The 25,890-nt window shown below is 67.5% G+C and carries 32 protein-coding genes and 1 pseudogene; 15 read left to right on the top strand and 18 right to left on the bottom strand.

The window, feature by feature from the left end; genetic code table 11:
- Window positions 1-116: 116 nt before the first annotated feature.
- Window positions 117-503: a VOC family protein gene (locus tag ABTV10_RS12290; protein ID WP_499035058.1), complete on the bottom strand. Its 387-nt coding sequence runs from the start codon at window positions 501-503 to the stop codon at window positions 117-119.
- A 54-nt stretch (window positions 504-557) separates the two neighbouring features.
- Here ABTV10_RS12290 and ABTV10_RS12285 point away from each other — a divergent pair.
- Both ABTV10_RS12285 and ABTV10_RS12280 read left to right on the top strand, forming a co-directional pair.
- Window positions 558-740 (top strand): annotated as a pseudogene (locus ABTV10_RS12285) (HTH domain-containing protein); the annotation flags it as partial.
- A 42-nt stretch (window positions 741-782) separates the two neighbouring features.
- Window positions 783-1,625, top strand: coding sequence for a helix-turn-helix transcriptional regulator (locus tag ABTV10_RS12280; RefSeq protein WP_499035168.1), 843 nt, complete (start codon window positions 783-785; stop codon window positions 1,623-1,625).
- A gap of 91 nt (window positions 1,626-1,716) precedes the next feature.
- On the opposite strand, the gene ABTV10_RS12275 is transcribed toward ABTV10_RS12280, so the two are convergent.
- Window positions 1,717-1,944 (bottom strand): cold-shock protein, encoded by a 228-nt coding sequence (locus tag ABTV10_RS12275; protein WP_499035057.1) that lies wholly within the window; start codon window positions 1,942-1,944, stop codon window positions 1,717-1,719.
- A gap of 442 nt (window positions 1,945-2,386) precedes the next feature.
- Between ABTV10_RS12275 and ABTV10_RS12270 the strand changes: the two genes are divergently transcribed.
- Genes ABTV10_RS12270 through ABTV10_RS12260 form a run of 3 tightly spaced genes read left to right on the top strand, consistent with a single transcriptional unit; the run spans window position 2,387 to window position 4,706 of the window.
- Entirely contained in the window at window positions 2,387-3,238 is an 852-nt protein-coding gene (locus ABTV10_RS12270; RefSeq protein WP_499035055.1) for a DUF6226 family protein, read from the top strand.
- A gap of 53 nt (window positions 3,239-3,291) precedes the next feature.
- On the top strand, window positions 3,292-4,026 hold the full coding sequence (locus ABTV10_RS12265; RefSeq protein WP_499035053.1) for a FadR/GntR family transcriptional regulator: 735 nt from the start codon (window positions 3,292-3,294) through the stop codon (window positions 4,024-4,026).
- On the top strand, window positions 4,023-4,706 hold the full coding sequence (locus ABTV10_RS12260) for a sterol desaturase family protein (protein WP_499035051.1): 684 nt from the start codon (window positions 4,023-4,025) through the stop codon (window positions 4,704-4,706). Before ABTV10_RS12265 ends, ABTV10_RS12260 begins: the two co-directional genes overlap by 4 nt.
- Window positions 4,707-4,723: 17 nt before the next feature.
- Here the strand turns inward: ABTV10_RS12260 and ABTV10_RS12255 are convergent, their stop codons facing one another.
- The 5 genes from ABTV10_RS12255 to ABTV10_RS12235 all read right to left on the bottom strand — a co-directional run bounded on the left by ABTV10_RS12255 (window position 4,724) and on the right by ABTV10_RS12235 (window position 8,836).
- The gene (locus tag ABTV10_RS12255; RefSeq protein ID WP_499035048.1) at window positions 4,724-4,936 is read right to left on the bottom strand and encodes a DUF4287 domain-containing protein; all 213 of its coding nucleotides are present in this window, start codon (window positions 4,934-4,936) and stop codon (window positions 4,724-4,726) included.
- A gap of 10 nt (window positions 4,937-4,946) precedes the next feature.
- The gene (locus ABTV10_RS12250) at window positions 4,947-5,636 is read right to left on the bottom strand and encodes a rhomboid-like protein (protein ID WP_499035046.1); all 690 of its coding nucleotides are present in this window, start codon (window positions 5,634-5,636) and stop codon (window positions 4,947-4,949) included.
- The gene (locus ABTV10_RS12245; RefSeq protein WP_499035044.1) at window positions 5,633-6,478 is read right to left on the bottom strand and encodes an SDR family NAD(P)-dependent oxidoreductase; all 846 of its coding nucleotides are present in this window, start codon (window positions 6,476-6,478) and stop codon (window positions 5,633-5,635) included. Before ABTV10_RS12245 ends, ABTV10_RS12250 begins: the two co-directional genes overlap by 4 nt.
- Complete coding sequence (locus ABTV10_RS12240; protein ID WP_499035041.1) at window positions 6,475-7,800, bottom strand: flavin-containing monooxygenase; 1,326 nt, start codon at window positions 7,798-7,800, stop codon at window positions 6,475-6,477. Before ABTV10_RS12240 ends, ABTV10_RS12245 begins: the two co-directional genes overlap by 4 nt.
- 295 nt (window positions 7,801-8,095) lie before the next feature.
- Window positions 8,096-8,836, bottom strand: a complete 741-nt coding sequence (locus tag ABTV10_RS12235; RefSeq protein WP_499035040.1) for a TetR/AcrR family transcriptional regulator — start codon at window positions 8,834-8,836, stop codon at window positions 8,096-8,098.
- 108 nt (window positions 8,837-8,944) lie between these two features.
- On the opposite strand from ABTV10_RS12235, the gene ABTV10_RS12230 reads away from it, so the two are divergent.
- Both ABTV10_RS12230 and ABTV10_RS12225 read left to right on the top strand, forming a co-directional pair.
- Complete coding sequence (locus ABTV10_RS12230) at window positions 8,945-9,367, top strand: Cif family virulence factor (protein ID WP_499035038.1); 423 nt, start codon at window positions 8,945-8,947, stop codon at window positions 9,365-9,367.
- Between the two features lie 2 nt (window positions 9,368-9,369).
- Window positions 9,370-9,804 (top strand): nitroreductase family deazaflavin-dependent oxidoreductase, encoded by a 435-nt coding sequence (locus ABTV10_RS12225; protein WP_499035036.1) that lies wholly within the window; start codon window positions 9,370-9,372, stop codon window positions 9,802-9,804.
- On the opposite strand, the gene ABTV10_RS12220 is transcribed toward ABTV10_RS12225, so the two are convergent.
- Complete coding sequence (locus ABTV10_RS12220) at window positions 9,753-10,181, bottom strand: hypothetical protein (RefSeq protein WP_499035035.1); 429 nt, start codon at window positions 10,179-10,181, stop codon at window positions 9,753-9,755. The two genes, ABTV10_RS12225 and ABTV10_RS12220, sit on opposite strands and share 52 nt — an antisense overlap.
- Before the next feature lie 41 nt (window positions 10,182-10,222).
- Here ABTV10_RS12220 and ABTV10_RS12215 point away from each other — a divergent pair, with 41 nt between their 5' ends.
- The 5 genes from ABTV10_RS12215 to ABTV10_RS12195 all read left to right on the top strand — a co-directional run bounded on the left by ABTV10_RS12215 (window position 10,223) and on the right by ABTV10_RS12195 (window position 12,976).
- Window positions 10,223-10,687: a WXG100 family type VII secretion target gene (locus ABTV10_RS12215; protein WP_499035034.1), complete on the top strand. Its 465-nt coding sequence runs from the start codon at window positions 10,223-10,225 to the stop codon at window positions 10,685-10,687.
- On the top strand, window positions 10,687-10,974 hold the full coding sequence (locus ABTV10_RS12210; protein ID WP_499035032.1) for a WXG100 family type VII secretion target: 288 nt from the start codon (window positions 10,687-10,689) through the stop codon (window positions 10,972-10,974). The genes ABTV10_RS12215 and ABTV10_RS12210 overlap by 1 nt, the downstream gene beginning before the upstream one ends.
- On the top strand, window positions 10,971-12,185 hold the full coding sequence (locus ABTV10_RS12205; RefSeq protein WP_499035031.1) for a colicin E3/pyocin S6 family cytotoxin: 1,215 nt from the start codon (window positions 10,971-10,973) through the stop codon (window positions 12,183-12,185). The genes ABTV10_RS12210 and ABTV10_RS12205 overlap by 4 nt, the downstream gene beginning before the upstream one ends.
- A complete protein-coding gene (locus ABTV10_RS12200) occupies window positions 12,182-12,448 on the top strand; it encodes a DUF7683 domain-containing protein (RefSeq protein WP_499035029.1) in 267 nt (88 codons plus the stop codon). The genes ABTV10_RS12205 and ABTV10_RS12200 overlap by 4 nt, the downstream gene beginning before the upstream one ends.
- Window positions 12,449-12,625: 177 nt before the next feature.
- A complete protein-coding gene (locus tag ABTV10_RS12195; RefSeq protein WP_499035027.1) occupies window positions 12,626-12,976 on the top strand; it encodes a YbaB/EbfC family nucleoid-associated protein in 351 nt (116 codons plus the stop codon).
- A gap of 120 nt (window positions 12,977-13,096) precedes the next feature.
- Here the strand turns inward: ABTV10_RS12195 and ABTV10_RS12190 are convergent, their stop codons facing one another.
- The 5 genes from ABTV10_RS12190 to dprE2 are packed head-to-tail and all read right to left on the bottom strand — an operon-like array spanning window position 13,097 to window position 17,667.
- Entirely contained in the window at window positions 13,097-14,152 is a 1,056-nt protein-coding gene (locus ABTV10_RS12190) for an SMI1/KNR4 family protein (RefSeq protein WP_499035024.1), read from the bottom strand.
- On the bottom strand, window positions 14,149-14,928 hold the full coding sequence (locus ABTV10_RS12185) for a cobalt-precorrin-6A reductase (protein ID WP_499035023.1): 780 nt from the start codon (window positions 14,926-14,928) through the stop codon (window positions 14,149-14,151). Before ABTV10_RS12185 ends, ABTV10_RS12190 begins: the two co-directional genes overlap by 4 nt.
- A complete protein-coding gene (gene cobM / locus ABTV10_RS12180) occupies window positions 14,925-15,674 on the bottom strand; it encodes a precorrin-4 C(11)-methyltransferase (protein ID WP_499035022.1) in 750 nt (249 codons plus the stop codon). The genes ABTV10_RS12185 and cobM overlap by 4 nt, the downstream gene beginning before the upstream one ends.
- On the bottom strand, window positions 15,671-16,915 hold the full coding sequence (gene cbiE, locus ABTV10_RS12175) for a precorrin-6y C5,15-methyltransferase (decarboxylating) subunit CbiE (RefSeq protein WP_499035020.1): 1,245 nt from the start codon (window positions 16,913-16,915) through the stop codon (window positions 15,671-15,673). Before cbiE ends, cobM begins: the two co-directional genes overlap by 4 nt.
- Window positions 16,912-17,667 carry a decaprenylphospho-beta-D-erythro-pentofuranosid-2-ulose 2-reductase gene (gene dprE2, locus ABTV10_RS12170; protein WP_499035018.1) on the bottom strand — a complete coding sequence of 252 codons (756 nt, stop codon included), beginning with the start codon at window positions 17,665-17,667 and terminating at the stop codon, window positions 16,912-16,914. Before dprE2 ends, cbiE begins: the two co-directional genes overlap by 4 nt.
- A gap of 44 nt (window positions 17,668-17,711) precedes the next feature.
- On the opposite strand from dprE2, the gene ABTV10_RS12165 reads away from it, so the two are divergent.
- Together ABTV10_RS12165 and ABTV10_RS12160 are read left to right on the top strand one after the other, a co-directional pair.
- The gene (locus ABTV10_RS12165) at window positions 17,712-18,125 is read left to right on the top strand and encodes a PPOX class F420-dependent oxidoreductase (protein ID WP_499035017.1); all 414 of its coding nucleotides are present in this window, start codon (window positions 17,712-17,714) and stop codon (window positions 18,123-18,125) included.
- Window positions 18,126-18,162: 37 nt separating this feature from the next.
- Entirely contained in the window at window positions 18,163-18,591 is a 429-nt protein-coding gene (locus ABTV10_RS12160) for a hypothetical protein (protein WP_499035015.1), read from the top strand.
- Between the two features lie 12 nt (window positions 18,592-18,603).
- Here the strand turns inward: ABTV10_RS12160 and ABTV10_RS12155 are convergent, their stop codons facing one another.
- Window positions 18,604-19,758, bottom strand: coding sequence for a M24 family metallopeptidase (locus tag ABTV10_RS12155; RefSeq protein ID WP_499035013.1), 1,155 nt, complete (start codon window positions 19,756-19,758; stop codon window positions 18,604-18,606).
- A 36-nt stretch (window positions 19,759-19,794) separates the two neighbouring features.
- Here ABTV10_RS12155 and ABTV10_RS12150 point away from each other — a divergent pair, with 36 nt between their 5' ends.
- Complete coding sequence (locus tag ABTV10_RS12150; protein ID WP_499035010.1) at window positions 19,795-20,739, top strand: 5'-3' exonuclease; 945 nt, start codon at window positions 19,795-19,797, stop codon at window positions 20,737-20,739.
- Between the two features lie 16 nt (window positions 20,740-20,755).
- Here ABTV10_RS12150 and ABTV10_RS12145 read toward each other — a convergent pair whose 3' ends face one another.
- The 4 genes from ABTV10_RS12145 to tatA all read right to left on the bottom strand — a co-directional run bounded on the left by ABTV10_RS12145 (window position 20,756) and on the right by tatA (window position 25,733).
- Window positions 20,756-21,583 carry a DUF4333 domain-containing protein gene (locus tag ABTV10_RS12145; RefSeq protein WP_499035008.1) on the bottom strand — a complete coding sequence of 276 codons (828 nt, stop codon included), beginning with the start codon at window positions 21,581-21,583 and terminating at the stop codon, window positions 20,756-20,758.
- Between the two features lie 151 nt (window positions 21,584-21,734).
- On the bottom strand, window positions 21,735-24,425 hold the full coding sequence (locus tag ABTV10_RS12140; protein WP_499035007.1) for a DEAD/DEAH box helicase: 2,691 nt from the start codon (window positions 24,423-24,425) through the stop codon (window positions 21,735-21,737).
- Entirely contained in the window at window positions 24,422-25,333 is a 912-nt protein-coding gene (gene tatC / locus ABTV10_RS12135; RefSeq protein ID WP_499035006.1) for a twin-arginine translocase subunit TatC, read from the bottom strand. The genes ABTV10_RS12140 and tatC overlap by 4 nt, the downstream gene beginning before the upstream one ends.
- 127 nt (window positions 25,334-25,460) lie before the next feature.
- Entirely contained in the window at window positions 25,461-25,733 is a 273-nt protein-coding gene (gene tatA / locus ABTV10_RS12130; RefSeq protein ID WP_499035005.1) for a Sec-independent protein translocase subunit TatA, read from the bottom strand.
- Window positions 25,734-25,890 lie beyond the last annotated feature (157 nt).

Below are 25,890 nucleotides of genomic sequence, written 5' to 3'. Positions count from 1 at the left end.
CGTCGACATTCCGCGACGGGAGTTCACGGCACGTTGTCGGGTGGGACGCGTGCCGTGAACTCCCGTTCGGCTCTACCGTCCGGGCCTCGTCATGTCGAGGTCACCGTGCGGGCCGCTCAACCGTTGAGTGAGAGGCAGAAGGGGTGTCCGGCGGGGTCGAGTAGAACCCGCCAATGATCAATGTCGGGTTGAAAGGAAGGAAGCTCGGCTCCGAGGGAGAGAACGTACCGCTGTGCAGCGTCGAGATCGTCGACACCCAGCTCGATGTGCGCCTGTTTTCCCTCCGCCGGGTCCGGCCAGGTGGGTCTGCGGTAGTCGGCGACGCGAATGAAACCGAGACCAGGCTCGCCGCTACGTCCCAGCAGGACGAAGTCATCGCTCGAGTACACGACCGGAAGCCGGAGCATGGTGCTGTAGAAGTGCGCCAGCTCGGCGGGGTCGGGGCAGTCGAAGTCAACGGACAGGAGCCGGACTTGCGGTGGTGAAGTCACTTCTTCGGTCATGAGCGCAACCCTAGGAGCCGATGCGGACAGCTACTGTCCTGGTTGTTCGGGAAGATGGTTAGCGTGATCGGTACCTCTGCCCGGCTGCTCGACCTCCTCGTCCTGCTGTCCACTCGCGTGCAATGGACGTCCGCCGAGTTGGCGAGTCGGATGAACGTCGATGCGCGGACCATCCGCCGCGACATCGCACGGCTGCGGGAGCTCGGCTACGGCGTGGAATCGGATGCAGGACCGTGGGGCGGGTATCGGCTCGGGGCCGGTCGACAGGTTCCGCCCTTCGTGCTCGACGACGAGGAAGCGCTTGCGGTGGCGGTGGCACTGCGGGAAGCGGCTGGGACCGGTGTGCTCGGCGGCGATCAGGCCGTGTTGTCCGCGCTGTTCAAACTGCGTCGGGTGTTGCCCGCACGCGTGGCCGACCGGCTCCGTTCCATGGATACCGTGATTGTGCATTCGCCCGAAGCCGGCGAGCCGCAAGTCGATCCGGAGATCCTCCTACGATTGGCAACAGCCTGCCGCGGATTCGAGCGGCTCGTGTTGTCGTACCGCAATCACCACGGGGCGGAGTCTGTTCGAGAAGTGGACGCCTACCGCCTCGTTCGACGGAACCGCCGCTGGTACTTCGTGGCCAAGGACGTGACGAAGGGTGCGTGGCGCACCTTCAGGGCGGATCGCGTGTTCGAAACCCGTACAACGGGACGCCGGACCGAACCGCGGGACGCTCCGGATCCGGAAGAATTTGTGGCAGAGGGCATCTCCAGCGTGGTGTACCCGGTCTACGCGACTGTCCGTTTACCCCTGCCGATCGAGCGCGCCGTGGCCGTGATCCCACCGACGATCGGAACACATACCGGCGAGAGTGCCGATTCCACGATCGTCGTCATCGGAGGAAACGACATCGACATGCTCGTCACCTACCTCATGGGTCTGGGAGTCGCCCTGGAAGTTCTCTCCCCACACGATGTTCGCGAGTCACTGCTCCAACGGACGCGTGACCTGATCACGGTCAACACCCCACGGAACCAACCAGGCGCCGAACGTTGCACCTACCCACACGCCACCACGACTCACGACAGCGGAGCAGATCGGTCCCGTGCCGGACTCTTGTCGTCGGCGACGCAATGACAGCTCAGCTGTCCGGCTCGGTCGGCAGCGGGTCGAATGGGGAAATCGCACCTCAATAGGCGGCCGGTTGCAGACGAGTCCCGCTCCGATGTCACCGCCCGGGCTGCTCAACCCGGGTGGCGCAGTACCGGTAGCCGTCCTGGTCGGTCACTTGTTCCCATTCGAAGACGACGGTGTCCCCCACCGTCAAGGTTCGGAATCCCGTGCCGTCGATGGCGCTGAAGAACACCCAGCACCCGCCGGGGGTCGAGGCGGAGTCGATGACGCCCCACCCCTCCAGGTCGTTCCACTCCCGCACCGTCCCCGTCGTGTTGCTCATGACTCCGACGATGCCATCTCGCCGCCGACGCAACCTGACAGACGCGCGATTCGCTCGAACGGGTACCAGGCCACCACGGTGACAACTACGCGGTATGCGGCGGTGGCCGCGAGCTTCCAAGTGCGTGTTCGCGACCCGCGCCCGTTCTGGGTTTCCCCGCCCCCGGACGGGACCTTGTCACCCTTCGCCGGATCTGTAAACCCAGCCCCGGGCGCCGGTGTACGTGGCAAGCGCACACACACACCGGCGCCTGCCACGAACAGCATCGCCAGTACGACGTCTTCCCTCAGTTCCACTCCCACCTACACGCAAGGTTCCACCCAACGCATCCGATGATCATCGGATGTAGCGAATGATGATGCCGCGGACGAGTTCGGACAATTGCGATTATCGGGGCCCGCGGACGGCGGGTACCGTCAGTTCGGTGGGTGGAGGTCCGGGAATGACATGGTGGGACGACTACAACGACGGCGTTCGCCGCTTGCACGAAACCGGCTGGGGCGCAGACGCATCGGTACTCTCTCGCGAGATAGGCGAACTGCTCGACGACGTCGACGCGGCGTTCGCGGTCACCGGTTCGGCCACCCCGGGGTGGCCGAACCCGTACTGGGACGGCGCCGCGCCGGACGAGGCGGAGTACGAGCGAGTCAGCAACCCGGAGAAGTTCCTGATCGTGGTGGCCCGAGCGCGGGCGTGGACGAGGGTTCTTCTCGACCGCGGCTGGGCGCGCGAAGCATCGCGCGTGGATTGGGCGCTTCGCCCCTTCGATGCGGGCGGGACCGAAACCGTCCTCTCTCCTGCCGCCGACGGCGCGGTGCCCCTGGTGTTGACGACGCACACACCGGTGGACTGCGACCACATCTTCACCGTCACGGTCGCGGCGGGCAGCCCTGCGGTGAGGTTGGCAGAGATTCCCGATTGTGGATGCGACGCGTGCGATCGCGGGTCCGCCGAACTACTCGAGGACATGGACCGGTGGGTGCTGTCGGTGGTCGACGGTTCCCTCGAAGTCGACGTCGCTGCCGACCACTCCTCGGTGCGCACATCCTTGGCGCGCACATCCATCGGCGGTCACGGCGGCACGGTCCAGCATCTCGACCAGCCGACGGCGTTCACGGCCGCACCGTGGTCCGCGAACTGGACCGCGCGCCCCATCCCGCCCGAGGTCGAGGCCCGGCACCCCGAACCCGCGCTTACGAGCACGGTGATCGGCAGCGCCGCTCGTGCGGTTCTGAATCGTCTGCTGCGCCGGGACGGACCGGCGGGCGGCGCTCAACGGTATCGTTTCCAATGACAAACTGGTCTGACCACTTGACCACCTGACCGACCAGGCCTAGCGTTTGTGACATGGATCTCACCCCGGTGCAGCGGCGCTCGATTCCCGACGACGTGTTCGAGCAACTGCTGGGACGTGTCGTCGACGGCAGCGTGGCACCCGGCGAGACACTGCTGAGCGAGCGGCGGATGGCGGAGGCGCTCGGGGTGTCGCGTCCGGCGGTGCGTGAGGCGCTGGGCCGGATCGCCGCGATGGGCCTGGTCGACGTCCGGCAGGGCGGCGCGACGGTCGTCAACGACCTGCGCCGCCGTGGGGGCCTGGACCTGCTGCCGCGGTTGCTGGTCCGGGGCGGTGAGATCGATCCGGCGGTGGCGCACAGCATCCTCGAGGCCCGACTTTGGAACGGGCCGAAGGTAGCGGAACTCGCGGCGCACCGCTCACCCGAGAGCACCGCGGACGCCCTGGATGCCGTCGTCGACGCGCTCGCCGCCACCGACGACCCCGTGGTCCGACAGCGCATCGCCCTCGACTTCTGGGATCTCGTTGTCGACGGCGCCGACTCGATCACGTTCCGGCTGATGTTCAACACCCTGCGCGCCGCGTACGAGCCGATGCTCGACGTGCTCGCGGTGGTGATGGCCGCCGAAGTGAACGAGAGCGACCGCTACCGGTCCGTCGTCGCGGCAATCCGACGTCGGGATCCCGAGGGCGCGTTCGCCGCGGCGCACGCACTGCTCGAGCCTGCGACCACACTCCTGGGCGGCGCGCTCGCCGCGGCGCGGGATGCATCCGGGGAGGAATCGTGACCGGCACCCGTCAGGCCTCGTCGGCGTTCGGCCGCGACGTCACCCTCGTCGGTGCGGCGCGCGAATTCGTCCGCCATCCGAGTCCGTGGATCATCGGAACGTTGTTCCTCGGCGTGGTCGTGGCCCGGATTTCCGTGGGCACCTGGACCTGGGTCGACGCGCTGGTGCCGTTGGTGATGCTCGCGCTGTTCCCGGTCCTCGAGTGGATCATTCACGTCTTCGTCCTGCACTGGCGGCCGAAGCGCGTGGCCGGCTTGACGGTCGACCCGCTGCTCGCGCGCAAACACCGCGCACACCACGGGGATCCGCGGACCATCCCGTTGGACTTCATCCCCGCGCCGGTGTTCGTGTGGCTGGTCCCGCTACTGCTCGCGATCACGGTGTTCGCCTTCCCCCGCGTCGAACTCGGGCTGACGTTCCTGATCGTCATCACGGCGCTGGGACTGGCATACGAATGGACGCATTTCCTCATCCACACCGACTACAAGCCGAAGACCGCGCTGTACAAGGCGACGTGGCGGCATCACCGCAACCACCACTACCGCAACGAGCACTACTGGTTCACCGTCACCACTTCCGGCACCGCCGACCGCATCTTCGGCACGGACCCCGCCCCCGACACCGTCGAGAAGTCACCCACCGCAAAGCAACTTCACGGGCTCGACACCGTCGGCACCTAGAACGGGTGCGCGGCGGATCAGCCGGCCGCGTCCTCCTTCAACGTGTGCGCGACGAGGGCGTTGGCGTGCCCGTGGCCGAGGCCGTGCTCGGTCTTGAGCCAGTTCACCAACTCCATGTGCCTGGTCAGATCCGACGAACGAATCAGGCTCTGCCACTCACTGATCGGCTTGCCGTACGTCTTCTCGATCGACGGGAAGTAGGACGCGGGACCCTTCACCGGTTCGCTCATGGACGGCACGCTACCGGCGAGCTATGACACGTGCACGGATCGAACTCGCCCACTCCTCCGGATTCCAGGTTCCCGGCCGCGCCCAGGTGAGCGGGTAGCAGGCGAAACCGATCAGCGTCGCGGTGAAGTGGCCGATATCGGTGAAGGTCAGACCGCCGAAGAGCGGCAGCCCGTAGACGACCACGACACCGATCACGTAGAGGTACCGCCACGGCGGCGCGATCCGGTAGGCGAGGACGGCCGTGACCCCGGCCAGCGCGTAACTCACTCCGACGTCGAGGGTGTTCACCGCGGACTCCGGCGCCCGGTGATGGTTGATCGCCAGGTACAGCACGCCCTCGCTGATGTACGTCGCGCCGACGTGCGCGACCACGGCCACCGTCAGCCACCGCACCGTCCCGAGCCACCGCTCGACAGGGACATGGAAGAGGTTGAACAACACGAAGTAGCTCAGCCACGAACCACCCGCCAGCCAGAGCGCGCTGGTGATCAGGACGTGGACCGGGTCCTCCTGCAGGTGGTGGAGATTGGTCGACCGGCTACCCAGGACGTCGTTGAGCTCGGTCGGCGACAGGTGATTCATCACGATGCTGGTCACGAACAGGATCGCCAGCCACACGAACGTGCCCGGTGCACGACGGACGTACGCCCACGCCGCGGCCGGAACATCCGACACCTTGAACCGCCTCTCGGCATTCACTCGATCAGTATGACCCCGATCGGCGTCGACGGCGGCTGGTCCGCGACGGACGAGAGGCCGTGTCGCTCCCGGTACCGGCGCAGGTTCCGCTGGGCCAGCCGCGCGATCCACGGGAGCGCCCGAAGCGTCAGGGCCGGCATCAGCATTCCGGTCTTCACCATCCAGCCGTCGGACCGGGGTACGTTCGTTTCGACTCGCGGACGGTCCACCAGCCCGAGCACCCGGTCGGCGATCTGTTGCGGCGTGAGAGGCGTGCTGAGGAAGTTCAGCGCCGATCCCCCGGTCGCGGCCTCGTGCCGCAGCATCGGCGTGTCCACCGAACCCGGGTTGACGATGCTTACCCGGACCCCGGTCTCGCGCGTGCGGGCCGCCAGCGCCAGCAGAAAGCCGCGCAGACCGAACTTCGACGCGCTGTACCCGGGGCTCTCCCCGAGTGGCAGCAACCCGCCGATCGACACGATCGCGACGACGTGGCCGTGTGATCTCTGAAGGGCCGGGTACAACGCGCGGGTCAGATGGACCGGTGCCAGCAGGTTCACGCCGAGCTCGCGGTCCACCTCAGCTTCGGTGACCTTCTCGAACGGCGTCGTCACGACGACGCCGGCGACGTGGACGAGCAGATCGCAGTCGGCTCCCACCGCCGCCACCAGCGCCGCGAGCTCCACGGGATCGGTCAGATCGCAGGGGTGCGGGGCGATCCGGGCCGGCAACGTGTCCGCAAGCGCCGCGAGACCCGCGCCGTCGACGTCCACCGCGACGATGTCGTGGCCGCGCGATGCGAGGCCGCGGCAGATCGCCGACCCGATCGCTCCGCCCGCGCCCGTGACGACCGCCCGGCTCACGCCGTGACCTTCACAGGGTCGAACATCCCCGGCTCCAGCGCCGACCAGCCGAACTCGGTGCGGACGCGTGCCAGGTAGTCGCGGAACGCGTGCGCGTCGACGTACGCGCTGTGACGGTCGGTGCCGATGAACGAGATCCCGCCGCTCAGGTCGGGACGATCGGTGGCCATCTTGCGATCGAACACCGCCGCCCTCGCCGGGTTGTGCCGCTGATCGTGCAGATACTGGGCGAGGACGTTCGTCACCTGATCGAACAGCGTGTAGGCGCTGGAGTTGGTCTCCAGATAGCCGACACCGAACAGGTTCCGCTGCCTCGGGTTGAACGCCGTCAGGTACAGCCGGGGACGACCGTGCACCCAGTCGAAACAGTCGTCCGGCGCATACGGAATCGCCCAGTCGTACCCGGTGGCGTACAGCACCAGATCGATCTCGCGGCTCGAACCGTCGGTGAACTCGACGCGTGAGCCGGCCAGTCGCGATACGTCGGGGACGATCGAGACATCACCGTGCTGGAGATGGTGAACCAGTTGACTGTTGAGCAGAGGGTGCGACTCGAGCAGCTTGTGGTCGGGGCGCGGGAGTCCCAAGCGCGTCAGATCACCCTGTAGCAACCGCAGCATTGCCGTCAGCAGCGGACGCTCGACCGCTAGCGGCAGTTTCGGGCCCTTCTCGGCGAACACATCGGTCGGCGTCCCGAGGATGTGCTTGGGAATGATGTGGTAGCCGCGCCGCACGCTGACGTACGTCTCGGACGCCGACGCCGCTGCGTCGCAGGCGATGTCGGCACCCGAGTTGCCGAGACCGACGATGAGCACGCGCTTGCCGCGGAACTGGTCGATCCCGCGGTACGTCACCGCGTGCCGAACCTCACCGTCGAAGTTGCCCGGATGCATCGGAATTCGCGGTCGCCACGTCACACCGGTCGCGCACACCACCGCGCGGTAGCCGCGGCGCTCCCCCGTCGACAGCTGCACCGACCACCCGTCGCCGTCCGGCACCACCTCGTCGACCGACGTGTCGAAGCGGATCCCCTCGTACAACCCGTAGGTGCGCGCGAAGCTGCGTGTGTAGTCGAGGATCAACCGGTTGCCCGGGTAGTCCGGGAAGGAGTCCGGCATCGGGAAGTCGTGGAACCCGGACATCGTCCGTGACGAGATGAAGTGCGCCGACTCGTACATCGGCGTCCCGGGATTGTCGAGATCCCAGATTCCCCCGACGTCACTGTGCCGCTCGTACTGGTCGTACTCGATTCCGAGCCCCCGAAAGGCCCGAGCCGCGGACAGTCCGGCCGGCCCGGCCCCCACAATGCACACCCGATCCATGGGTCGATCCCCTTCCGTCACCGGACATTCAACCCGCCCCCTGCCGTTTATGCGGTGAATTGAGTTGATGGAAGGTGCGTCCGATGTGTTGCTGATTGGTCGGTTACAACCGGCGACGATTCCGTATTTCTACTGGTTCCGTCGGGTACAGACTTCATGCACTGGAAGGTTGGGCGCCGGCGATCGACGAAGGCGCCGTCGGGAACGTCGAATTCCCTTGCAGGACAGCAGATCACCTGAGTGGGATCGGTGAGATCCCCCGTATCGGAGCGCGCCGCTCCCGGGGCGATGGCCCCTACGCGGTTCCCGCGGGCAGGCCCGCCGCCACCCCGTCGAGGACGCGGTCGAGGCCGTATCGGAAGCGCTCCCCTGGGGGCAGGTGCGGTACCCGCGCCTCTCTGATCGTGCGCTCGAACATCGGGTACTCCCCCGAGGCGACGACCTCGGCGACATACGGCCCGACGTACTCACTCATCCACTGCGCCATATCCATACCCGTGCGACGGGCCTGCTCGAGCCATCCGATCTCTCGATGCACCGCACTGTGCGTGTAGTCGCTCACCATGCCGGCCAGCGCCGCGATCTCGTCGATGTCCAAGCCCAGGCCGTCGAGCGAGGCCAGGGAGAACTCCAGCACTCGCAAGGAGTTGGGCCCCAGCGTGGGACGTCTGCCTGCGAGCGCGATCTGCCAGGGGTGACGCAAACCCACCGCGCGCGTCTGCTCGGCGACGAGCGTCAGATCCTGCCGCCAGTCGCCACTCGGCCGCTCAGGGAGGGCGATCTCCCCCACCGCCGCATCGAGCATGAGATCAACCAGATCGTCGCGGCCCGCGACGTACCGGTACAGCGCCATGGCGCCGGTACCGAGCTCCGAGGCGACGCGCCGCATCGTCACAGCGTCCATCCCCTCGACGTCGGCGACTCGGACGGCGGCCTGCGTGACCTGCGCGCGACTGTAACCAGGCCGACGCCCCGGACCGGAGCGTTCCGCCACCTCGGGGCGCAGCCAGATCGTCGAGTCCTCGTGTTGCGGCATGGGCATCCCCTTTCTCGCGTACACCGTACTTGAATGGGCGAAGCGTTACGAGTACGGTGTACCCAATTAGATCCACCTTCGATACACGATTCGACGAAGGGATGGAACATGAACGGTCGACCTGTGCTAGGTGTCGTCGCCGACGACGCGACCGCGCATCGGGTGGCAACCGAGTTTGCCGCCGGGTTGCAGAGTTCCGGCAACGCTGACGAGTACGATGCCGCCTTCGCCGCGGATGTTCTATGGGGCAGCCCTTTCGGGGCGAGTGTCACCGGCTTCAACGAATTGAACGCGATCCATCACCGCCTGGTCGCGGCCAGCGCCGCTCCCCCGTCACGTTTCGAGGTGGTCGCCGCAACCGCGCCGGCGGCCGGTGTCGTGGTGACACAGATACGCAGGCAGTCGATCGATCCCGACGGCTTCTCCGAGATGGCAATGTATGTCCTGGTCGAGCGCGACGGCCGGTGGTGGCTGGCGGCGGCCCAGAACACCCCCATCCGCCCCCTGGCAACCTCACCTGAAAGGCGCTGACCATGCCCCTGTCCGGCGAATACGAACGCGGCACGGTCGGCTGGGCGGCCGACCAGGCCGATCGGATCATCGAATCCGGTGGGACTAAAGGCACGACGATCGCAGGCAAACCCGTCGTTCTGCTGACCACCGTCGGCAACAAGACCGGCAAGCTGCGCAGAACCCCGTTGATGCGGGTCGAACACGACGGCGAATACGCCGTGGTCGCCTCGTTGGGCGGCGCCCCGAAGAACCCGGTGTGGTTCCACAACGTCGTCGCCGACCCGCATGTCGAGTTGCAGGACGGCACCATCACCGCGGACTACATCGCCCGGCAAGTCTTCGGAGAGGAGAAGGCGCTGTGGTGGCAACGGGCCGTCGACGCGTTTCCGCCCTACGCCGACTATCAGCGCAAGACGACCCGCGAGATTCCGGTGTTCGTGCTGACGCCGCGATAGCTCCCTCGGCCCCGCACCGCTCGCAGGACGCGGAGGAGCTGCACCTCGTACTCCGGCGCGAACCGGTACCCGTCGTCGGCGGCGACGATGTTTCCGCGCTCCACTTTCGCATCCCACCAGTCCCGTAGGAAACCCTCGGCATAGCCACCGGTGCAGAAGCCGTACGGGTCTGCGACGAACCTGGTGGTGATCATGAGGGTGTAGCAGGGGCGTTCGTAGTCGGACTGCCCCTCGGCCCGGTTCACGAAGTCCTCGAACGACGCCGCGGTCGCCAGATGGGAATACAGCCAGAACATGGCGTCGTACATCAGCCACGAGTGGCCGTCCGCGTGAGTGCGATCCGCGAGGGCGTGACGTAAACCCACCGCGTCCGTCATGAGTTCGACCAGATGGTCGCGGCCGAAAAGACATCGGGACAATGCGATCGCGTACCACATCGAAACGCCCCCGCCGCATCACGGCGTCCATCACAGTCGTCGGCGACCTCTGCACCCGGCGAGCCAACCGAACTCAGGGCCGCCCCTGTAATCTCGCAACGGGGTGGGGGTCACCCGTCACAGGGGCATCAGGGGTGATGATGAGAAGTGATCCGGGGCGGATGCATGCGACCGCGAATCGGGTGACGGAATTGGCTGACGAATTCTGGGACGATGTCGAGAATCTCCGCCGCGAGTCCGAGAATCTGATGGCGGCCGACTGGGCCGGTGATGCAGCCGACACCCATTCAGCATTGTGGGCCGAGTGGGTCGATTCGGCGCGACGCGTGTCCATGGCCCTGAGCGACGACGCCACGCTGCTGCACCAAGCAGCAGACGCCTATACGAGGGTCGACGACAAGAACGCGCGCGAAGCAAAGAGCCTTCACCTGGAGCTCGACTGCTGATGGCACGCTACGTCGCGAACACCGAACAGATTCTCGCGCTCGTCGAGAGGGCCCGCCAAGTCGGTCGACAGTTCGAGCAGCGCATCGCCGATGTCGAACGCGAAATCGCTGCACTTCATGTCGATTGGCAAGGAGATGCCGCCGATGCGCACCGGAGCAAGGCCGCTACCTGGCACCGCGAAATGATCGATATGCAAACCGCCTTGGCTGCACTCGAGACCGCCACACAGAGCGCGCATGACGGGTACATCGCAAACGTCGAACACAACATGGGGATGTGGCCATGACGGCCCCGATCACCATGGACTCCACGCTGGTGGGCGATGCGGCGGAACTGTACGGAACCGCCCAGGCCAGCGGGCAAGAAGTGATCATCACTCTCGCCGCGGCGCTCGACGCGCACTGGGGCTGTGCCGGGAGCGACAGCGCGGGCGCCACGTGGGCGGCGAGCTACGATCCGGCAGCATTCGACGCTGTCGCCGCGGGGACCACCATCGTCAACGCATTCGGAAAGATGCACGACCTGCTCGCCTTCACCGCCCTCAACCACGCAAATGTGGAGAAGGCCAACAAGAATCCCCCGGAACCCCCGGACGGACCGCCAGCGCAACTCCCGAGCAGCATGTCACCAACGTTCAAGGGAGCGTTCGGCGGTGACACCGACGAGCCGTTCGGGTGGGGTTTGGTCAGCAGCTGGCTGCAAGGCCACACGTGGCCCAACGGAGACCCCGACAAGCTCCGGGCGCTCGGCGATGCGTGGCGTGCCGCCGCGACAGGACTCCGGAGCGCAGGAGACGAGACCGTATCGGCATTCCCCCTCCTCGAGGACATCGTCTCGGGCGAGATACCTCAGGCATTGGCACAGATGGACCTGGTATTGACCGACACCGAGAATGTGGCGGCCCAATACGAGAGTCTCGCGTCGTCATGCCGGGACTGGGCCGACAAGATCGAGGACGCTCACCACAAGATCCTCGCAATCCTCGCCGGCGCCCTGGGCGCCGGCCTCATCATCGGCGGCATCGCGGGCTTTTTCACGGCCGGAATCGGGACGGCAGCCGCGGCAGGGGCTGCCGGCAGTGCGGCCGGAGCATCCATCGTCACGGTCCTCATCTCCTTCGATGCAGCGGCCGCCGTCGCGGTGGGCGCGACGGTCGCCGCCGGTGTCGCAATCGGCGGAGTAGCCACCGACCTTCAACCCTTACTCGAGGCAAACCCGACCGCATTCAATTCGAGCACGAGTGGCGGCGGAGGTGGAGGCGCACACAATTACGTCACGCCGCCGAGAAATCTGACAGGTTTCCCGAACGCACGGCCAGCGAAACGGCTCGGCCACCGGAAGAGATGGCAAGACGACAAGGGTAATACGTACGAGTGGGACTATCAGCATGGCGCGGTCGAGAAATACGACAAGAACGGAAAGCACCAGGGCGAGTACGATCCCGAGACAGGTGCGCAAACAAAGCCCGCTGATCCGAAACGTAAACCGGAGCGATGAATCACATGTGGTATTTGGAGGCTTTCGATAGAGAGTCCGAGCTGCAAGTTCGTGACTATGCCATGCCCGGATTGACGACGGCCACCCTAAAGAAACTGTTAAACCTCGGAGACACCGTGGAGATCGGCGGTGTGAAGTACCCACTCGAAGCAGGTGGGTATGATATTCCATCGGACACACTCCACAGCTTCGCGGAGTATATTGACGAGCCGTTCGAGGTTGACGATTCGTGGGATTACCAGGCGGGGTTCTACGATGAATGACTCGACGAGCGGATGAGATTGAACTCTTCAGGCAGGGTTTGCTTCAACGCCCGTTCTTGAGCTAAGTCAATACGCCGACAAACCACTGCCGGTAGATGATTCCCACGACTAGTACGTCCAATCATTCTCCAACTGTAGCCACGATTGGTTGGACCAAGCCTAATTCAGGAGTTTGCGATGGAATACTTGGACGAGTGGAACGCTTCACAACGTGCAGCGGTGGCCAGCTGGCGGCAGAAGCACAAAGCGCTGCGTGAGGCAGTCAATGAGATCGAGGTCCGAACCAATTCTCGTAACGGTGAACTCAGTATCGTCGTCGACGCAGAGGCTAGAATCACCGACGTCCGTCTCACGCCGCAGGCACTGCGCCTCGGCGACGTCCAGTTGAGCAACCTGCTACTGGGCACTATTCAGAAGGCACAGTCAGAAGTTGCGCGGAGAGTCGAGGACGTCGCACGCCCGTTCACTGATGATCGAGACTCACTCGCAGCGAGGAAGTTTGTCGACGAACTGCTGAACGACGGCTGAAGCTCTCGATATCGAGAAGCAACTCTTCGTCGTACGCGAGCGGCTCGAGATGCTCGCCGAGCCACCACAGGTCGAGCACCCGAGTAACCAGTTCTCGTCGTGATGCAGCCGAAGATATCCTCAACCCGCGACGGCCCGTAGAACCCGGAGGAGCTGCACCTCGTACTCCGGCGCGAACCGGTACCCGTCGTCGGCGGCGACGATGTTTCCGCGCTCCACTTTCGCATCCCACCAGTCCCGTAGGAAACCCTCGGCATAGCCACCGGTGCAGAAGCCGTACGGGTCTGCGACGAACCTGGTGGTGATCATGAGGGTGTAGCAGGGGCGTTCGTAGTCGGACTGCCCCTCGGCCCGGTTCACGAAGTCCTCGAACGACGCCGCGGTCGCCAGATGGGAATACAGCCAGAACATGGCGTCGTACATCAGCCACGAGTGGCCGTCCGCGTGAAGCGCGAAAAACCCCTTCTCCATCACGATCCGTTCAGCGAGCGCACGGATCAGCGCCTCACCGTCGGGCACGTCCGCCGCTTCCAGGGCGCGGACGAGGATCGGCGAGAAGGTGCCACCGCGCACCACCTCGAGATCGGCGTGCAGCGTCTCCTCGCTGTCGTCGAACTCGTCCTCGCTCACCAGACCCCGCACAAAGGTGGCGAAATCCGGTGCGACGAGGGTGATGCGGTAGTCGTCCTCCTGATCGACGTGCACGACCCGCGGTTCGCCGCGCGGGCCGCACTCGCGATAGTCGAGCATGATCTGCTCGTGTCCCGCGCTGGGGGTGTCGGCGATACCGACACCGATGTCCGGGTACCCCCACTCCTCCCGCTTGAACGTCGATCCGAGCTTCCCGCACAGCGACCAGGTCGCGGTGCGGCCGATCGCGTACAGTCCGCTGATCCGAATGTGGTCCTCGGCCCAGATCGTCGGCTCGTCCATCGGATGGCAGCAGCGATCGACCATGCCGCCGTTGTGCATCCGCGCCAGCTCCACGTAGGAGTCCGGGAGCCGGTACCCGCCCAATTCCGCCTCGATCGACGCGATCAGCTCGTCGCTCGGCGCGGCCTCGACGTAGTTCTGCCGCGAATAGTCGCCGTCGTCCCAGAAGCCCCCGAAGTCGACGCCGTCGAAGTGGCCCGTGGTGCGCGCGGCGCCCACGGCATCGATCCCATTCGTGTTCACTCACGTGTCCTTCCGGGGTGGCGAGGCTTCTCGATCTGCGTGATCCAGAGGACGGTAGCGTCGAGGTCCGACATCGACTCCACTCCCGCCGGGATCGGTGTCCGCGCCACCATCACCACGGGGATTCCCAGCTCGCGGGCCGCGTCGAGCTTCGCCGACGTGAGCGCTCCCCCGCTGTTCTTCGTCACGACGACGTCGATCCGGTGCTCCCGCATGAGCGCGATCTCGTCGTCGACGGTGAACGGTCCACGGGCCAGCAGAACTTCGGAATCGGCCGGCACGGCCGCCGCGGGCGGGTCGATCGCGCGGATCAGGAACCGTCCGGCGCACCCGGCGAATGCCTCGACGCCCTGCCTGCCGATCGTGAGGAACACCCGCTCCCCCAACCGCGCAACCACGGCGGCGGCCGACGCGAGATCGGTAACGACGTGCCAGCAGTCGCCCGGGCCGGCGCTCCATTCGGCACGCCGCAGCACCAACAGCGGAATGCCCGTCCGCTCACTCGCAACCGCCGCGTTCGCCGTGATCCGGGCGGCGAACGGGTGGGTCGCATCGACGACAGCGTCGACCTCGTTGTCCCGCAGCCATTGCTCGAGTCCGTCGACGCCACCGAAGCCGCCGATTCGCACCTGGCCGACCGGGAGCACCGGTTCCCGCACCCGGCCGGCCAGTGAGGAGATCACCTCGACCGTCGGATCCGGATCGAGTCGCGCGGCGAGCATCCGTGCCTCGCGGGTGCCACCGAGGACCAGAACCGTCCGTATCCGCGGGCTCAATGGGTGGTGCGGGTGCGCGTCGCCGAGTACAGGTAGCTGTCCGGGAACCCCTCGGCCGCGAGGACGCGACCGACGATCACCACCGCCGTCTTCGTGATCCCCGCGGCGTGCACCTGGTCGACGAGGGTCGCGAGGGTGCCCCGCAGCACCACCTCGTCCGGCCGGGTCGCGAACGCGACGACCGCTGCCGGGCAGTCGGGTCCGTAGTTCTCGGAGAGTTCCTCGACGATCTGCTCGATGCGGTGCGCACCGAGGTGCACCACCATGGTGGCGCCGCTGCGCCCGAGCGAGCGCAGGTCCTCCCCCGGCGGCATCGCCGTCGACAGCGTCGACACCCGGGTCAGCACGATCGACTGCGACACCCCCGGCACGGTCAGCTCCCGCCCGAGCGCCGCTGCCGCCGCGGTGAACGCCGGAACGCCGGGCACGATGTCGTAGGCGACACCGGCCGCATCGAGCCGTCGAACCTGCTCGGCCACAGCCGAATAGATCGACGGATCGCCGGAATGCAGGCGCGCGACGTCGAGTCCGGCCGCATCGGCGGCGATGATCTGCTCGATGATCTCGTCGAGGCTCATGCGGGCGGTGTCGATCACGTCCGCGTCGTCCGGGCACAGCGTGAGTAGTTCGGCCGGCACGAGGCTGCCCGCGTACAGGCAGACCGGGCTCTCGGCGATGATGCGCGAGGCCCGCAGGGTGATCAGGTCCGGGGCACCGGGGCCGGCTCCGATGAAATGGACTGTCATAGCGATTCCCTTTCGGTGCTGTGCGGCTTGACGGCCGACCATTGGGCCACCGGCAGCTGCGGTCGCCACGCGGTGAACCCGCCGAGCGGCTCGCCGCGATAGACCTGGAACTTGCGCAGCTCGCCTCCGAGCCGCGAATGCCATTGCAGGACGAGCGCCTCCGATTCCGCGGTGACGGCGTTGACCACCATCCGGCCGCCCGGCCGCAGACGATCCCAGCAGGCGTCGAGCATGCCGTCCTGCGTCACTCCGCCACCGACGAAAACCGCGTCGGGGACCAGTACCTCGTCGGCGAAAGCGGCCGGCGCCGAACCGCGGACCCGCAACGTGGGGACGCCGAGCCTCGCGGCATTGTCCACGATCTGCGCGACGCGGCGGTCCTCACGCTCGAACGCGACCGCGCGACAACGCGGATCGGTGCGCATCCACTCGATGCCGATGGTTCCGGAACCGCCTCCCACGTCCCACAGCAGTTCGCCGGGCGCGGGTGCCAGCGCCGACAGGGTCAGCGCGCGTACCTCGTGCTTGGTCATCTGCCCGTCACCCTGGAACGCACTGTCCGGCAGGCCGGGTGTCCGGGTGAGCCGCTGCGGAGTCGACGCAGCCCGCAGTTCGAGCGCGATCACGTTCAGCGGATCGCCCGGTGGCCGATCCCAGCTCGCGGCCCGGCCCCGGACGACGATCTCCGCCGGTCCGCCGAGCTGTTCGAGCACCACCATCCCGGTGTCGCCGAAGCCGCGGTCGCACAGCAGCTCCGCGACGGCCGCGGGCGAGTGCTCGTCGGTGCTCAGAACCAGCAGTCGTTCGCCGTCGATCAGGCTCGCGGCGAGTGTCGTCACCGGACGCCCCACCAAGCTCACCGTCGGCGTCTCGTGCAGGGCCCAACCGAGGCGCGCACACGCGAGGGACACCGACGACGGGTGCGCGATCACCCGCAACCGGTCCGGCCCCAGCACCCGCCCGAGCGTGACACCGACGCCGTGGAACATCGGATCACCGCTCGCGAGCACACACACCCGGCGATCGCGGTGTTCCTCGAAAAGAGCAGGAAGCGCCGGCACCATCGGCGACGGCCACGGCACCCGCAGCGCCGGCGACGCCGGAACCAGGGACAGCTGGCGGGTCGACCCCATCAGCACCTCGGCGTCCCGGATCGCGGCGTGGGCGCGGGGCGACAGGCCGTCCCATCCGTCGGCGCCGATTCCCACCACGAAGATCGCATCGGTCGTGCGCTCGCTCACCTGGGCAGCCGCCGCCAGACGAACTGCGGCACCAGCCGCATCGCGATGAACACCAGTCGCAGCAGGCCCGGCACCGCCACCTGCTCCCGTCCGCTCCGCAGCCCGTGTGCGACCGCGTCTGCCACCTGCTGGGGTGTGCTGGAGAACGGCGCCGGCTTCATGCCCTCCGTCATCCGACCGATCACGAATCCCGGGCGTACCAGCAACAAGCGGACGCCGCTGCCGTGCAGGGCGTCGGCCAGGCCACTCGCGAAGCCGTCGAGGCCGGCCTTGGCGGAGCCGTACACGTAGTTGGCGCGGCGTACCCGGACACCGGCGATGGACGAGAACACCACGATCTGCCCCGACCCGTGAGCCCGCATCAAGTTCGCGAGGTGCGTCAGCACGCTGACCTGCGCGACATAGTCGGTGTGGACCACCGCGAGCGCGTGGCCGGCGTCCTGCTCGGCGCGGGCCTGATCGCCCAGCACGCCGAACGCCAGCACGGCGACACCGATCGGACCGTGCTGCTCGGCGATCGCCGACAGCACCGCCGGATGATCGGCGACGCGATCGGCGTCGAACTCGACGCAATGCACCTCGGTCGCACCAGCGTCGAGCACCATCCGGCACTCCCGTTCCAGCTCCCCGCGGCGGCGTGCGGCGAGGACGACGACGCGTCCCGGCGCCAACCGCCGCGCAATCTCCAACCCGATCTCGCTGCGACCACCCAGCAGCACCACCGATCCAGGGGCGTACTCCGTGTCACTCATGCCTCCAGTGTCCTGGATTCGGGGCGCTCGAGTACCGTCGGGTCATGCCGCGAATCCCGTCCGACGCCTCCCACCTGACCGCCGAGGCCGCCGCGTTCCTCGCCGAACGGCACCTGGCGACCCTCACGACGCTGCGCAAGGACGGCACCCCGCACGTCGTCGCGGTGGGCTTCACGTGGGATCCGGAGCGCCGAATCGTCCGGATCATCACGAACGACGCGTCGCAGAAGGCGCGTAACGCCGATCGTGGTGGATACGGAGCGGTGAGCCAGGTCGACGGGGGACGCTGGATCACGCTCGAGGGTCCCGCCCGTGTCCTGGCGGATCGTTCCTCGGTGACCGATGCCGAGCAGCGCTACGCCGCTCGCTACCGGACCCCGCGGGAGAACCCGACCCGCGTGGTCATCGAGATCTCCGTCGAGCGCGTGATGGGGTCGGCGATTCTCGTCGAACGGTGAAATCGTCTGATTTACACCGATCTTCGGCCTGCCAGGTGTGAATAGCGCGTCGTACACGGCGGTAACGTGTGAGGACGTCACCAAGCGCACCCGAACGGGGATGGCCATCTTCGGTCCCCCGGCGCTGACGATCGGCTGCGCCAACCAAGGCAGCCTGATGTCTCCGACCGCGGCCACCGGGCAGTCCGGCCCCGAGCAGACGCCACCGATCGGGCCCGGTGAACTCCGGTTCGCGTCGTTTCCCGCGGCGCCGCCGATCCCCGCTGCCGGACAGGTGACCGTCGCGTCGATCAACCTCGACACCGGGGCCGGCGGCATCGCGCCGCTCGAGGGTACCTACCCGTGCTACTCGAAGACGGTCTACACCGGCCACGGGAACGTTCGGGCCACCGTGTTCGGGACGATCGACCCGGGCAGCCTGCCCCTGTGCCAGACGAACCCGACCTTCGGCGACTTCATCGTCTGACCGACGGACGGGTCACCCCGGGAGAACCGTCAGCCCGTGCGGGCGACGATTCATCGGCTCACACCCGTCCGCCGTCACCACGACGATGTCCTCGATCCGGGCCCCCCACTGCCCGCGGAAGTAGATGCCCGGTTCGACGCTGAACGCCATGCCCGGTTCGAGCACGACGGTGTTGCCGGCGACGATGTACGGCTCCTCGTGGACCGACAGTCCGATGCCGTGGCCGGTGCGGTGCACGAACACGTCGGCCAGGCCCGCCCCTGCGAGCACGTCGCGCGCCGCGGCGTCGACCGACTCCGCGGTCACGCCGGGACGCGCCGCCTCCACCGCCGCCCGCTGCGCCGCCTCGAGCACGGCGACCTTCTCCGCCACGTCCGCGTCGGGCTCCCCCAGGCTGTACGTGCGGGTGGAGTCCGAGTTGTAGCCGGGATCGACCGGGCCGCCGATGTCGATCACCACGACGTCGCCGGACTCGATGACCCGATCGGAGACCTCGTGGTGCGGGTCGGCGCCGTGCGGGCCGGACCCGACGATGACGAACGCCGCCTCGGTGTGTCCCTCCGCCAGGATCGCGTCGGTGATGTCGGCGGCGACCTCGGCCTCGGTACGGCCCGGACGCAGCCATTCGCCCATCCGGGCATGCACCCGGTCGATGGCGGCGCCGGCCCGGCGCAGGGCCTCGATCTCGGCGTCGTCCTTGACCATTCGCAGCTCACGCAGCACCCCGGTGGCCAGCACCGGCACCGTACCGAACCGGCGGGCCAGCGGAACCAGGTGCAGGGCCGGCATCGCATCGGTGACCGCGGTCCGCGGGGACTCCGGCAACAACGACGACACCACCTCGTAGGGGTCGACACCGTCGACCCAGTCGTGCACCGGCAGATCGAGATCGGCGACGGCCGAATCCCCCAGCGACGCAAGCTCGAGCCGCGGCAGTACCACCGACGGCGCACTCCCGTCGGACGGCACGACCAGACAGGTCAGCCGCTCGAACGAGTCGGCGCGCGAGCCGATCAGGTACCGCAGATCCGGCCCCGGCGTGATGAGCAGACCGTCGAGCCCGGCACGCTCCGCGAACTGCGCGGCTCGGGCCAGTCGGTCTGCGTAGACGGCGGAGGGGAACCGGGATGCATCGGGGGCGGCGGAACCGGCACTGTGGGAACTCATGGATTCAGGCTAGTGCCGTTTGGCAGGATGGGGCGCATGAGTGGGCCTTTGCTGCTGTTGGACGGTGCGAGTCTGTGGTTCCGGGCGTTCTACGCCCTTCCCGAGTCGATGACCGCGCCGGACGGGCGACCCGTCAACGCCGTGCGCGGCTTCACCGACATGGTCGCCGCGCTCATCACCCGCACCCAGCCGTCGCGGGTCGCGGTGTGCCTCGACCTGGACTGGCGACCCCAGTTCCGGGTGGACGCCGTCCCGTCGTACAAGGCGCACCGTGTGGCGGCGGAGTCCGACGGATCGGCCGAGGAGGTACCGGACACCCTCGTCCCCCAGGTCGACATGATCGTGGACATCCTCGGGGCGGCCGGCATCGCGACCGCCGGCGCCGCGGGGTTCGAGGCCGACGACGTTCTGGGAACCCTTGCCGCACAGGAGAAGGTGGACCCCGTCGTGGTGGTCAGCGGCGACCGGGACCTGCTGCAGGTGGTGGCCGACGAACCGGTTCCGGTGCGCGTGCTGTACGTGGGCCGGGGCCTGGCCAAGGCCGAGTTGTTCGGCCCCGCCGAGGTCGCCGAGAAGTACGGTGTACCCGCCGACCGCGCAGGCGACGCGTATGCGGAACTCGCTCTGCTGCGCGGCGATTCGTCCGACGGCCTCCCGGGCGTCAAGGGTGTGGGCGAGAAGACCGCGTCGGCGCTGCTGCTGCGCCATGGCTCGCTCGAACAACTGCGCGTCGCAGCGCTCGACCCGTCGAGTGACGTCGCGAAGGGCGTCCGGGCGAAACTCGCCGCGGCCACCGACTACATCGACGCGGCACTGCCCGTCGTGCGGGTGGTGACCGATTCGGACGTGCAACTGTCCAGAGAGGACACGTTGCCGCTCGCCCCGGCCGACCCCGAACTGCTCGCCCGCATCGCCGCGGACCTCGGCGTCGAGCGTTCGGTTGCCCGACTCGTGGCGGCGATGGCAACCGAACGCTCGTGAACGCCTCGGCGGCAGGCTAGCTCGGGCGGCTGACCTCGTAGGTGCCGTCGTTGTCGGTGAACGTCACGGTGACCGTCTTGGGGGTGCCGTCGACGTTCAGCGTGCACTCGAACGACGATCCCTCCTTGACCTTCTGTCCGGACGGGCAACTCACGTTCGTGACCGCACGCGCGCCGTACGACTCGGTGACGATCTGCTCGACGCCCTGCTCCGCGGCGGCCTGATCGAGCGTCTTGCTGCCGAGCGACCCGAGCGCGAACACGACTCCGCCGACCACGATCGTGGCGGCCACCGCGATCCCCACCCACATCAGGGCCTTCTTGTTGTCACCCGACGGCGCGGTCGCGGGAGGCACAGGTGCGCCCCACTGGTTCTGCTGCGGTGCACCGTACTGCTGCGTGGGGTACCCCTGCTGCGGATACCCGCCGGCCTGGGGGTACCCGCCCTGGGCGGCGCCCCACTGCGGCTGTCCCGGGGCGGGGGCGCCCCACTGCGGAGCCGAACCGGGCTGGGGTGCACCGGCGGCCTGGGGATTCCACGCCTGCTGAGCGGGCTGGGGCTGCTGACCCGGCGCCTGCTGCCCCCACGGCTGTGCGGCCGCCGGCCACTGCGCGGTCGGCGCGGACGGGGCCGGCGCACCAGGGTAGGGCTGACCGTACTGGTTGTACTGGCCGGGCATCTGGCCCTGCTCCGGCGCCGAGTGCCCGGCGTTCGCGTACGGGTTGGCCCCGTACGGATTCGGGTCGTGCGACTCCGGCGCTGCCGGCGCAGCCGGATTGTCGGACTGTTCCGGCGACGGAGCCCACGCCTGGTTGGCGTCGTTGGGTCCCTGCGGAGCATTCATGAACACTGCCTCCTCGACTGGTGTGCGCTGGTCCCGCCCGCCAAGCCGTCTTTCAGGCCCACGACCAGTCCCTCCCTTGTCAGATATCACCGTCACACTACGCATTCGCGCGCCCCGAACCCACCCGTACCCGGGTCCGTCGGGGCGGCCGTCATGTTGCGGCTACTGCGACCACGCCTCGCCGGATCGCCCCGACCGCCCGAGCGGCGGCCTTGGCGACACCCGGATCCGATGCGGTGGAATGAATCTGGTCGAGCAGATCGATCACCTGGCGGCACCACCGCACGAAATCACCGGCCGACAGTTCCTTGCCACCCGAGCCCGCGGCGAACAGCGCATCCACCAGCGATTCCTCACTGGCCCACTGGTATACGGCCGTCACGAAGCCGGTATCCGGCTCACGGGTGAGCGGAAGCTTGTGGCGGACCTCGTCGGACCGCAGTTCCGCCCACACCCGGGCCGTCTCCACCAGTGCTCGACGGATCGGAACGGTCGGACCCCGTTCCGGGGCCTCGGCATCCTGCCGCGATTCGTACACGACCGACGAGACGACTGCCGCCAGTTCCGCCGGCGACAACCCGCTCCACACTCCCCGGCGCAGACACTCCGCCACCAGAAGGTCGCTCTCGCAGTAGATCCGAGCCAGCCGTTGACCATCCTCGGTGGCCTTCGGGTTGTCTCCCGCAGCGATGAACCCGCGCTCGGTGAGCAGCGCGACGATCCGGTCGAAGGTCCGCGCCAGCGAATTGGTGGTCGCAGCCACCTTCTGGCGCATGGTGTCCGTCTCCCTCGCGAGCCGGTTGTACCGCTCGCCGATGCGGCTCAACTGTTCCCGATCCGGATGCGAATGGCAGGGGTGCGTGCGCAACGCCTTGCGCAGCTCGACGACCTCGCGATCCTCCCGGCCACCCTTGTCGCGCTTGACCCGCCGCGGTGGCGTGATCCCGGTGCTGCGCAGCGCCGACGCCAGATCCCGACGCACCCGCGCCGTGCGGTGGTCGACGTGCCGGGGAAGCCGCATCCGTCCCAGCGAGCGCGCCGGCACCGGGAAGTCCGCGGCGCTGACCCGGCCCGCCCACTTCTCCTCCGTGAGTACCAGCGGCCGCGGGTCTGCGCGGTCCATGTCGGTTTCCAACACCACCGCGAGACCCGACCGCTTCCCCACCGGGATCGCGATGACGTCTCCGCGACGCAGCGAGTTCAGCGACTCCACTGCCGCGCCTCGCCGGTCGGTCCGCTTCTGCCGTTCCAGCTGGCGTTCCCGGCTGCGCAGCCGCTCCCGGATCTGCGCGTACTCGAAGTACTCGCCGTCGACGCCCCCGAGCCGGTCCCGAAGTTCCGTGAGGGCCGCCTCGTTACGTTCGATCCCCCGCGTCAACCCGACGACGGACCGGTCCGCCTGGAACTGCGCGAAGGAGCGCTCGAGCAGTGCCCGCGACTCCGCCGCCCCCATCCGGTCGACGAGATTGATGGACATGTTGTATCCGGGCCGGAACGAACTGCGCAGCGGGAAGGTGCGCGTCGACGCGAGTCCGGCGACGTCGGTCGGCTCGACGCCCGGCTGCCACAGCACGACCGCGTGGCCCTCGACGTCGATGCCGCGGCGGCCGGCCCGGCCGGTCAGCTGCGTGTACTCGCCCGGGGTGAGCTCCGCGTGGGTGTCGCCGTTGTACTTGACGAGCCGCTCGAGCACGACGGAGCGGGCGGGCATGTTGATGCCCAACGCCAGCGTCTCGGTCGCGAACACGGCACGCACGAGCCCGTTGACGAACAGTTCCTCGACGGTCTCGCGGAAGGCCGGCAGCATCCCGGCGTGATGCGCGGCGAATCCCCGCTCGAGCGCTTCGCGCCACCCCCAATACCCGAGCACCTCGAGGTCCGCCCGCGGCAGGTCCCGCGTGTGCCTGTCGACGATCGCGCGGATCTGCGCCGTCTGCTCCGGCGTCGTCAACCGCAGCTTGGACCGAACGCACTGCGCCAGCGCCGCCTCGCAACCCGCGCGGCTGAAGATGAAGGTGATCGCGGGCAGCAACCCCTCCTCGTCGAGCCGGGCGATCACCTCGGGCCGAGGCAGCGGGCGGTGGTCGCTCGACCGTCCGCGCCCGCGCGGCTCCCACGAGTTCATCCGGTCGAGCGCGAGCCGCTGCTTCACATGGCGCACCAGGTCCGGGTCCACGACCATGTCGCGTCCCCCGGTCGGCGTGGCCGTCGTGTCGAACAGATCGAAGAGCCGACGGCCGACCATGATGTGCTGCCACAGCGGGATCGGGCGGGTCTCGTCCACCACGATCGTCGTGTCGCCGCGAACCGTCTCCATCCAGGCACCGAATTCCTCGGCATTGCTGACCGTCGCGGACAGACTGACCAGCCGCACGTCGTCCGGCAGGTGCAGGATGACTTCCTCCCACACGGCGCCGCGGAACCGGTCGGCGAGGAAGTGCACCTCGTCCATCACGACGTGGGACAGCCCGCGCAGCGTGGGTGACTCCGCGTAGATCATGTTGCGGAGCACCTCGGTCGTCATGACCACGATCGGCGCGTCCGAGTTGATGCTGGTGTCACCGGTGAGCAGGCCGACGGCGTCCTTACCGTGACGCTCGGAGAGCTCGGCGTACTTCTGGTTGCTCAGCGCCTTGATCGGCGTCGTGTAGAAGCACTTGCGGCCGGATTCCAGGGCCAGGTGGACGGCGAACTCTCCGACGACGGTCTTCCCCGCACCGGTGGGCGCGCACACCAGCACGCCGTGCCCGGCCTCGAGCGCCGCGCATGCCTCGATCTGGAACGGATCGAGCGGGAAGCTCAGCTGGTCCGTGAATTCATCGAGTTGGGTTCGTGACCTCACAACGTGTCCGAGTAGTCCTGCGTGGAAGTCACGTTCGGGGCCGCGGACGGCTGGACCGGCGACGTCCCGTCGATCGACGTGGGCGCGGAGATCGAGGACGCTTCCTGGTCCGGCAGCGCCGCGAGATCCTCGGCCTCACGCCGAGCCTTGCGCCGGTCGTGCAGGCGCGAGATCTGAATCGAGAACTCGAGCAGCACCGTCAGAGCGGCGGCCAGCGCCAGCATCGTGAAGGGGTCCTGGCCCGGTGTCGCGACGGCCGCGAACACGAACAGCGCGAAGATCAGCCCCCGGCGCCACGCCTTGAGCTTCGCGTACGGCAGGACACCGACGACATTGAGCGCGACGATGAGCAGCGGGATCTCGAAGCTGACACCGAAAATGATCAGAACGTTGATCACGAACCCGAAGTACTGCGAACCGCTGAGCGCGGTGACCTGGACGTTGTCACCGATCGAGAGGAGGAAGTGCAACGCCTGGGCCACGACGAGGTAGGCGAGGACAGCGCCGGCGATGAACAGGGTCGACGCCGCGACGACGAAGCTGATCGCGTACTTGCGTTCCTTGGCGTACAGGCCCGGCGTGATGAACCGCCACAGCTGGTACAGCCAGACGGGGCATGCGAGGACGATGCCGGCGGTCAGCGCGACCTTCAGTCGCAGCATGAACTGTTCGAACGGGCCGGTCGCGAGCAGTCGACACATGTCGTCGGGGCTGCCGACGGGGCTGAAGTCCGCGCGACTCGACGCCGGCAGCGAACAATACGGCCCGGTCAAGACGTTGCCGAGACTCTCGATGCCGAAGAACGACGTCGAGTACCAGACGAACCCGATGAGCGTCGTCACGACGATCGCGGCAACGGCGATGAGCAGACGATTCCGCAGCTCGTAGAGATGGTCGACGAGCGACATCGTGCCGTCTGGATTTGTCCTGCGCCTGCTCCGACGCGGGTCGAACGGAATTCGCACTATGGGCCCTAGCCTTGGTCAGCAGTGATCCGGGGTGATGGATTCACCCCGGATGCTCGTTAAACGTTAACTAGGCCGACTTCGGCTCGGTGCGGGGCTGCTGCGGGGTCTCGACGACCGTGGCATCGAGCGGCGCGGACGGCAACTGAGCGGACGGAGCCGAATCGGATGCAGCACTCGAGGACGTGTTGCCGTCGTTCTGCATCTCCTTCACCTCACTCTTGAAGATGCGCAGGGACCTGCCGAGACCACGAGCCGCTTCCGGCAGCTTCTTGGAACCGAACAGGATGACGACCACCAGCGCGACGATGGCCCAGTGCCACAGGCTGAAGCCTCCGGTCATTACTACCTCCAAATATCAGACGTCAACGATGCTACCGGACGTGAGTGCGTCGGTCTTGGTGCAAATGTCCTGTTCACCGTGACGTAACAACCAACCGGAGCGGTTTGCGCACCTACCGGAGATCCGGTTCACGCAACCGCTATCCGAAATTACTCTT

The sequence above is a fragment of the Paraburkholderia sp. RHO2 genome, from assembly GCF_050955445.1.
Taxonomy (GTDB): Bacteria; Actinomycetota; Actinomycetes; order Mycobacteriales; family Mycobacteriaceae; genus Prescottella; species Prescottella agglutinans_A.
This window is presented reverse-complemented; position numbering and strand designations above follow the sequence as displayed.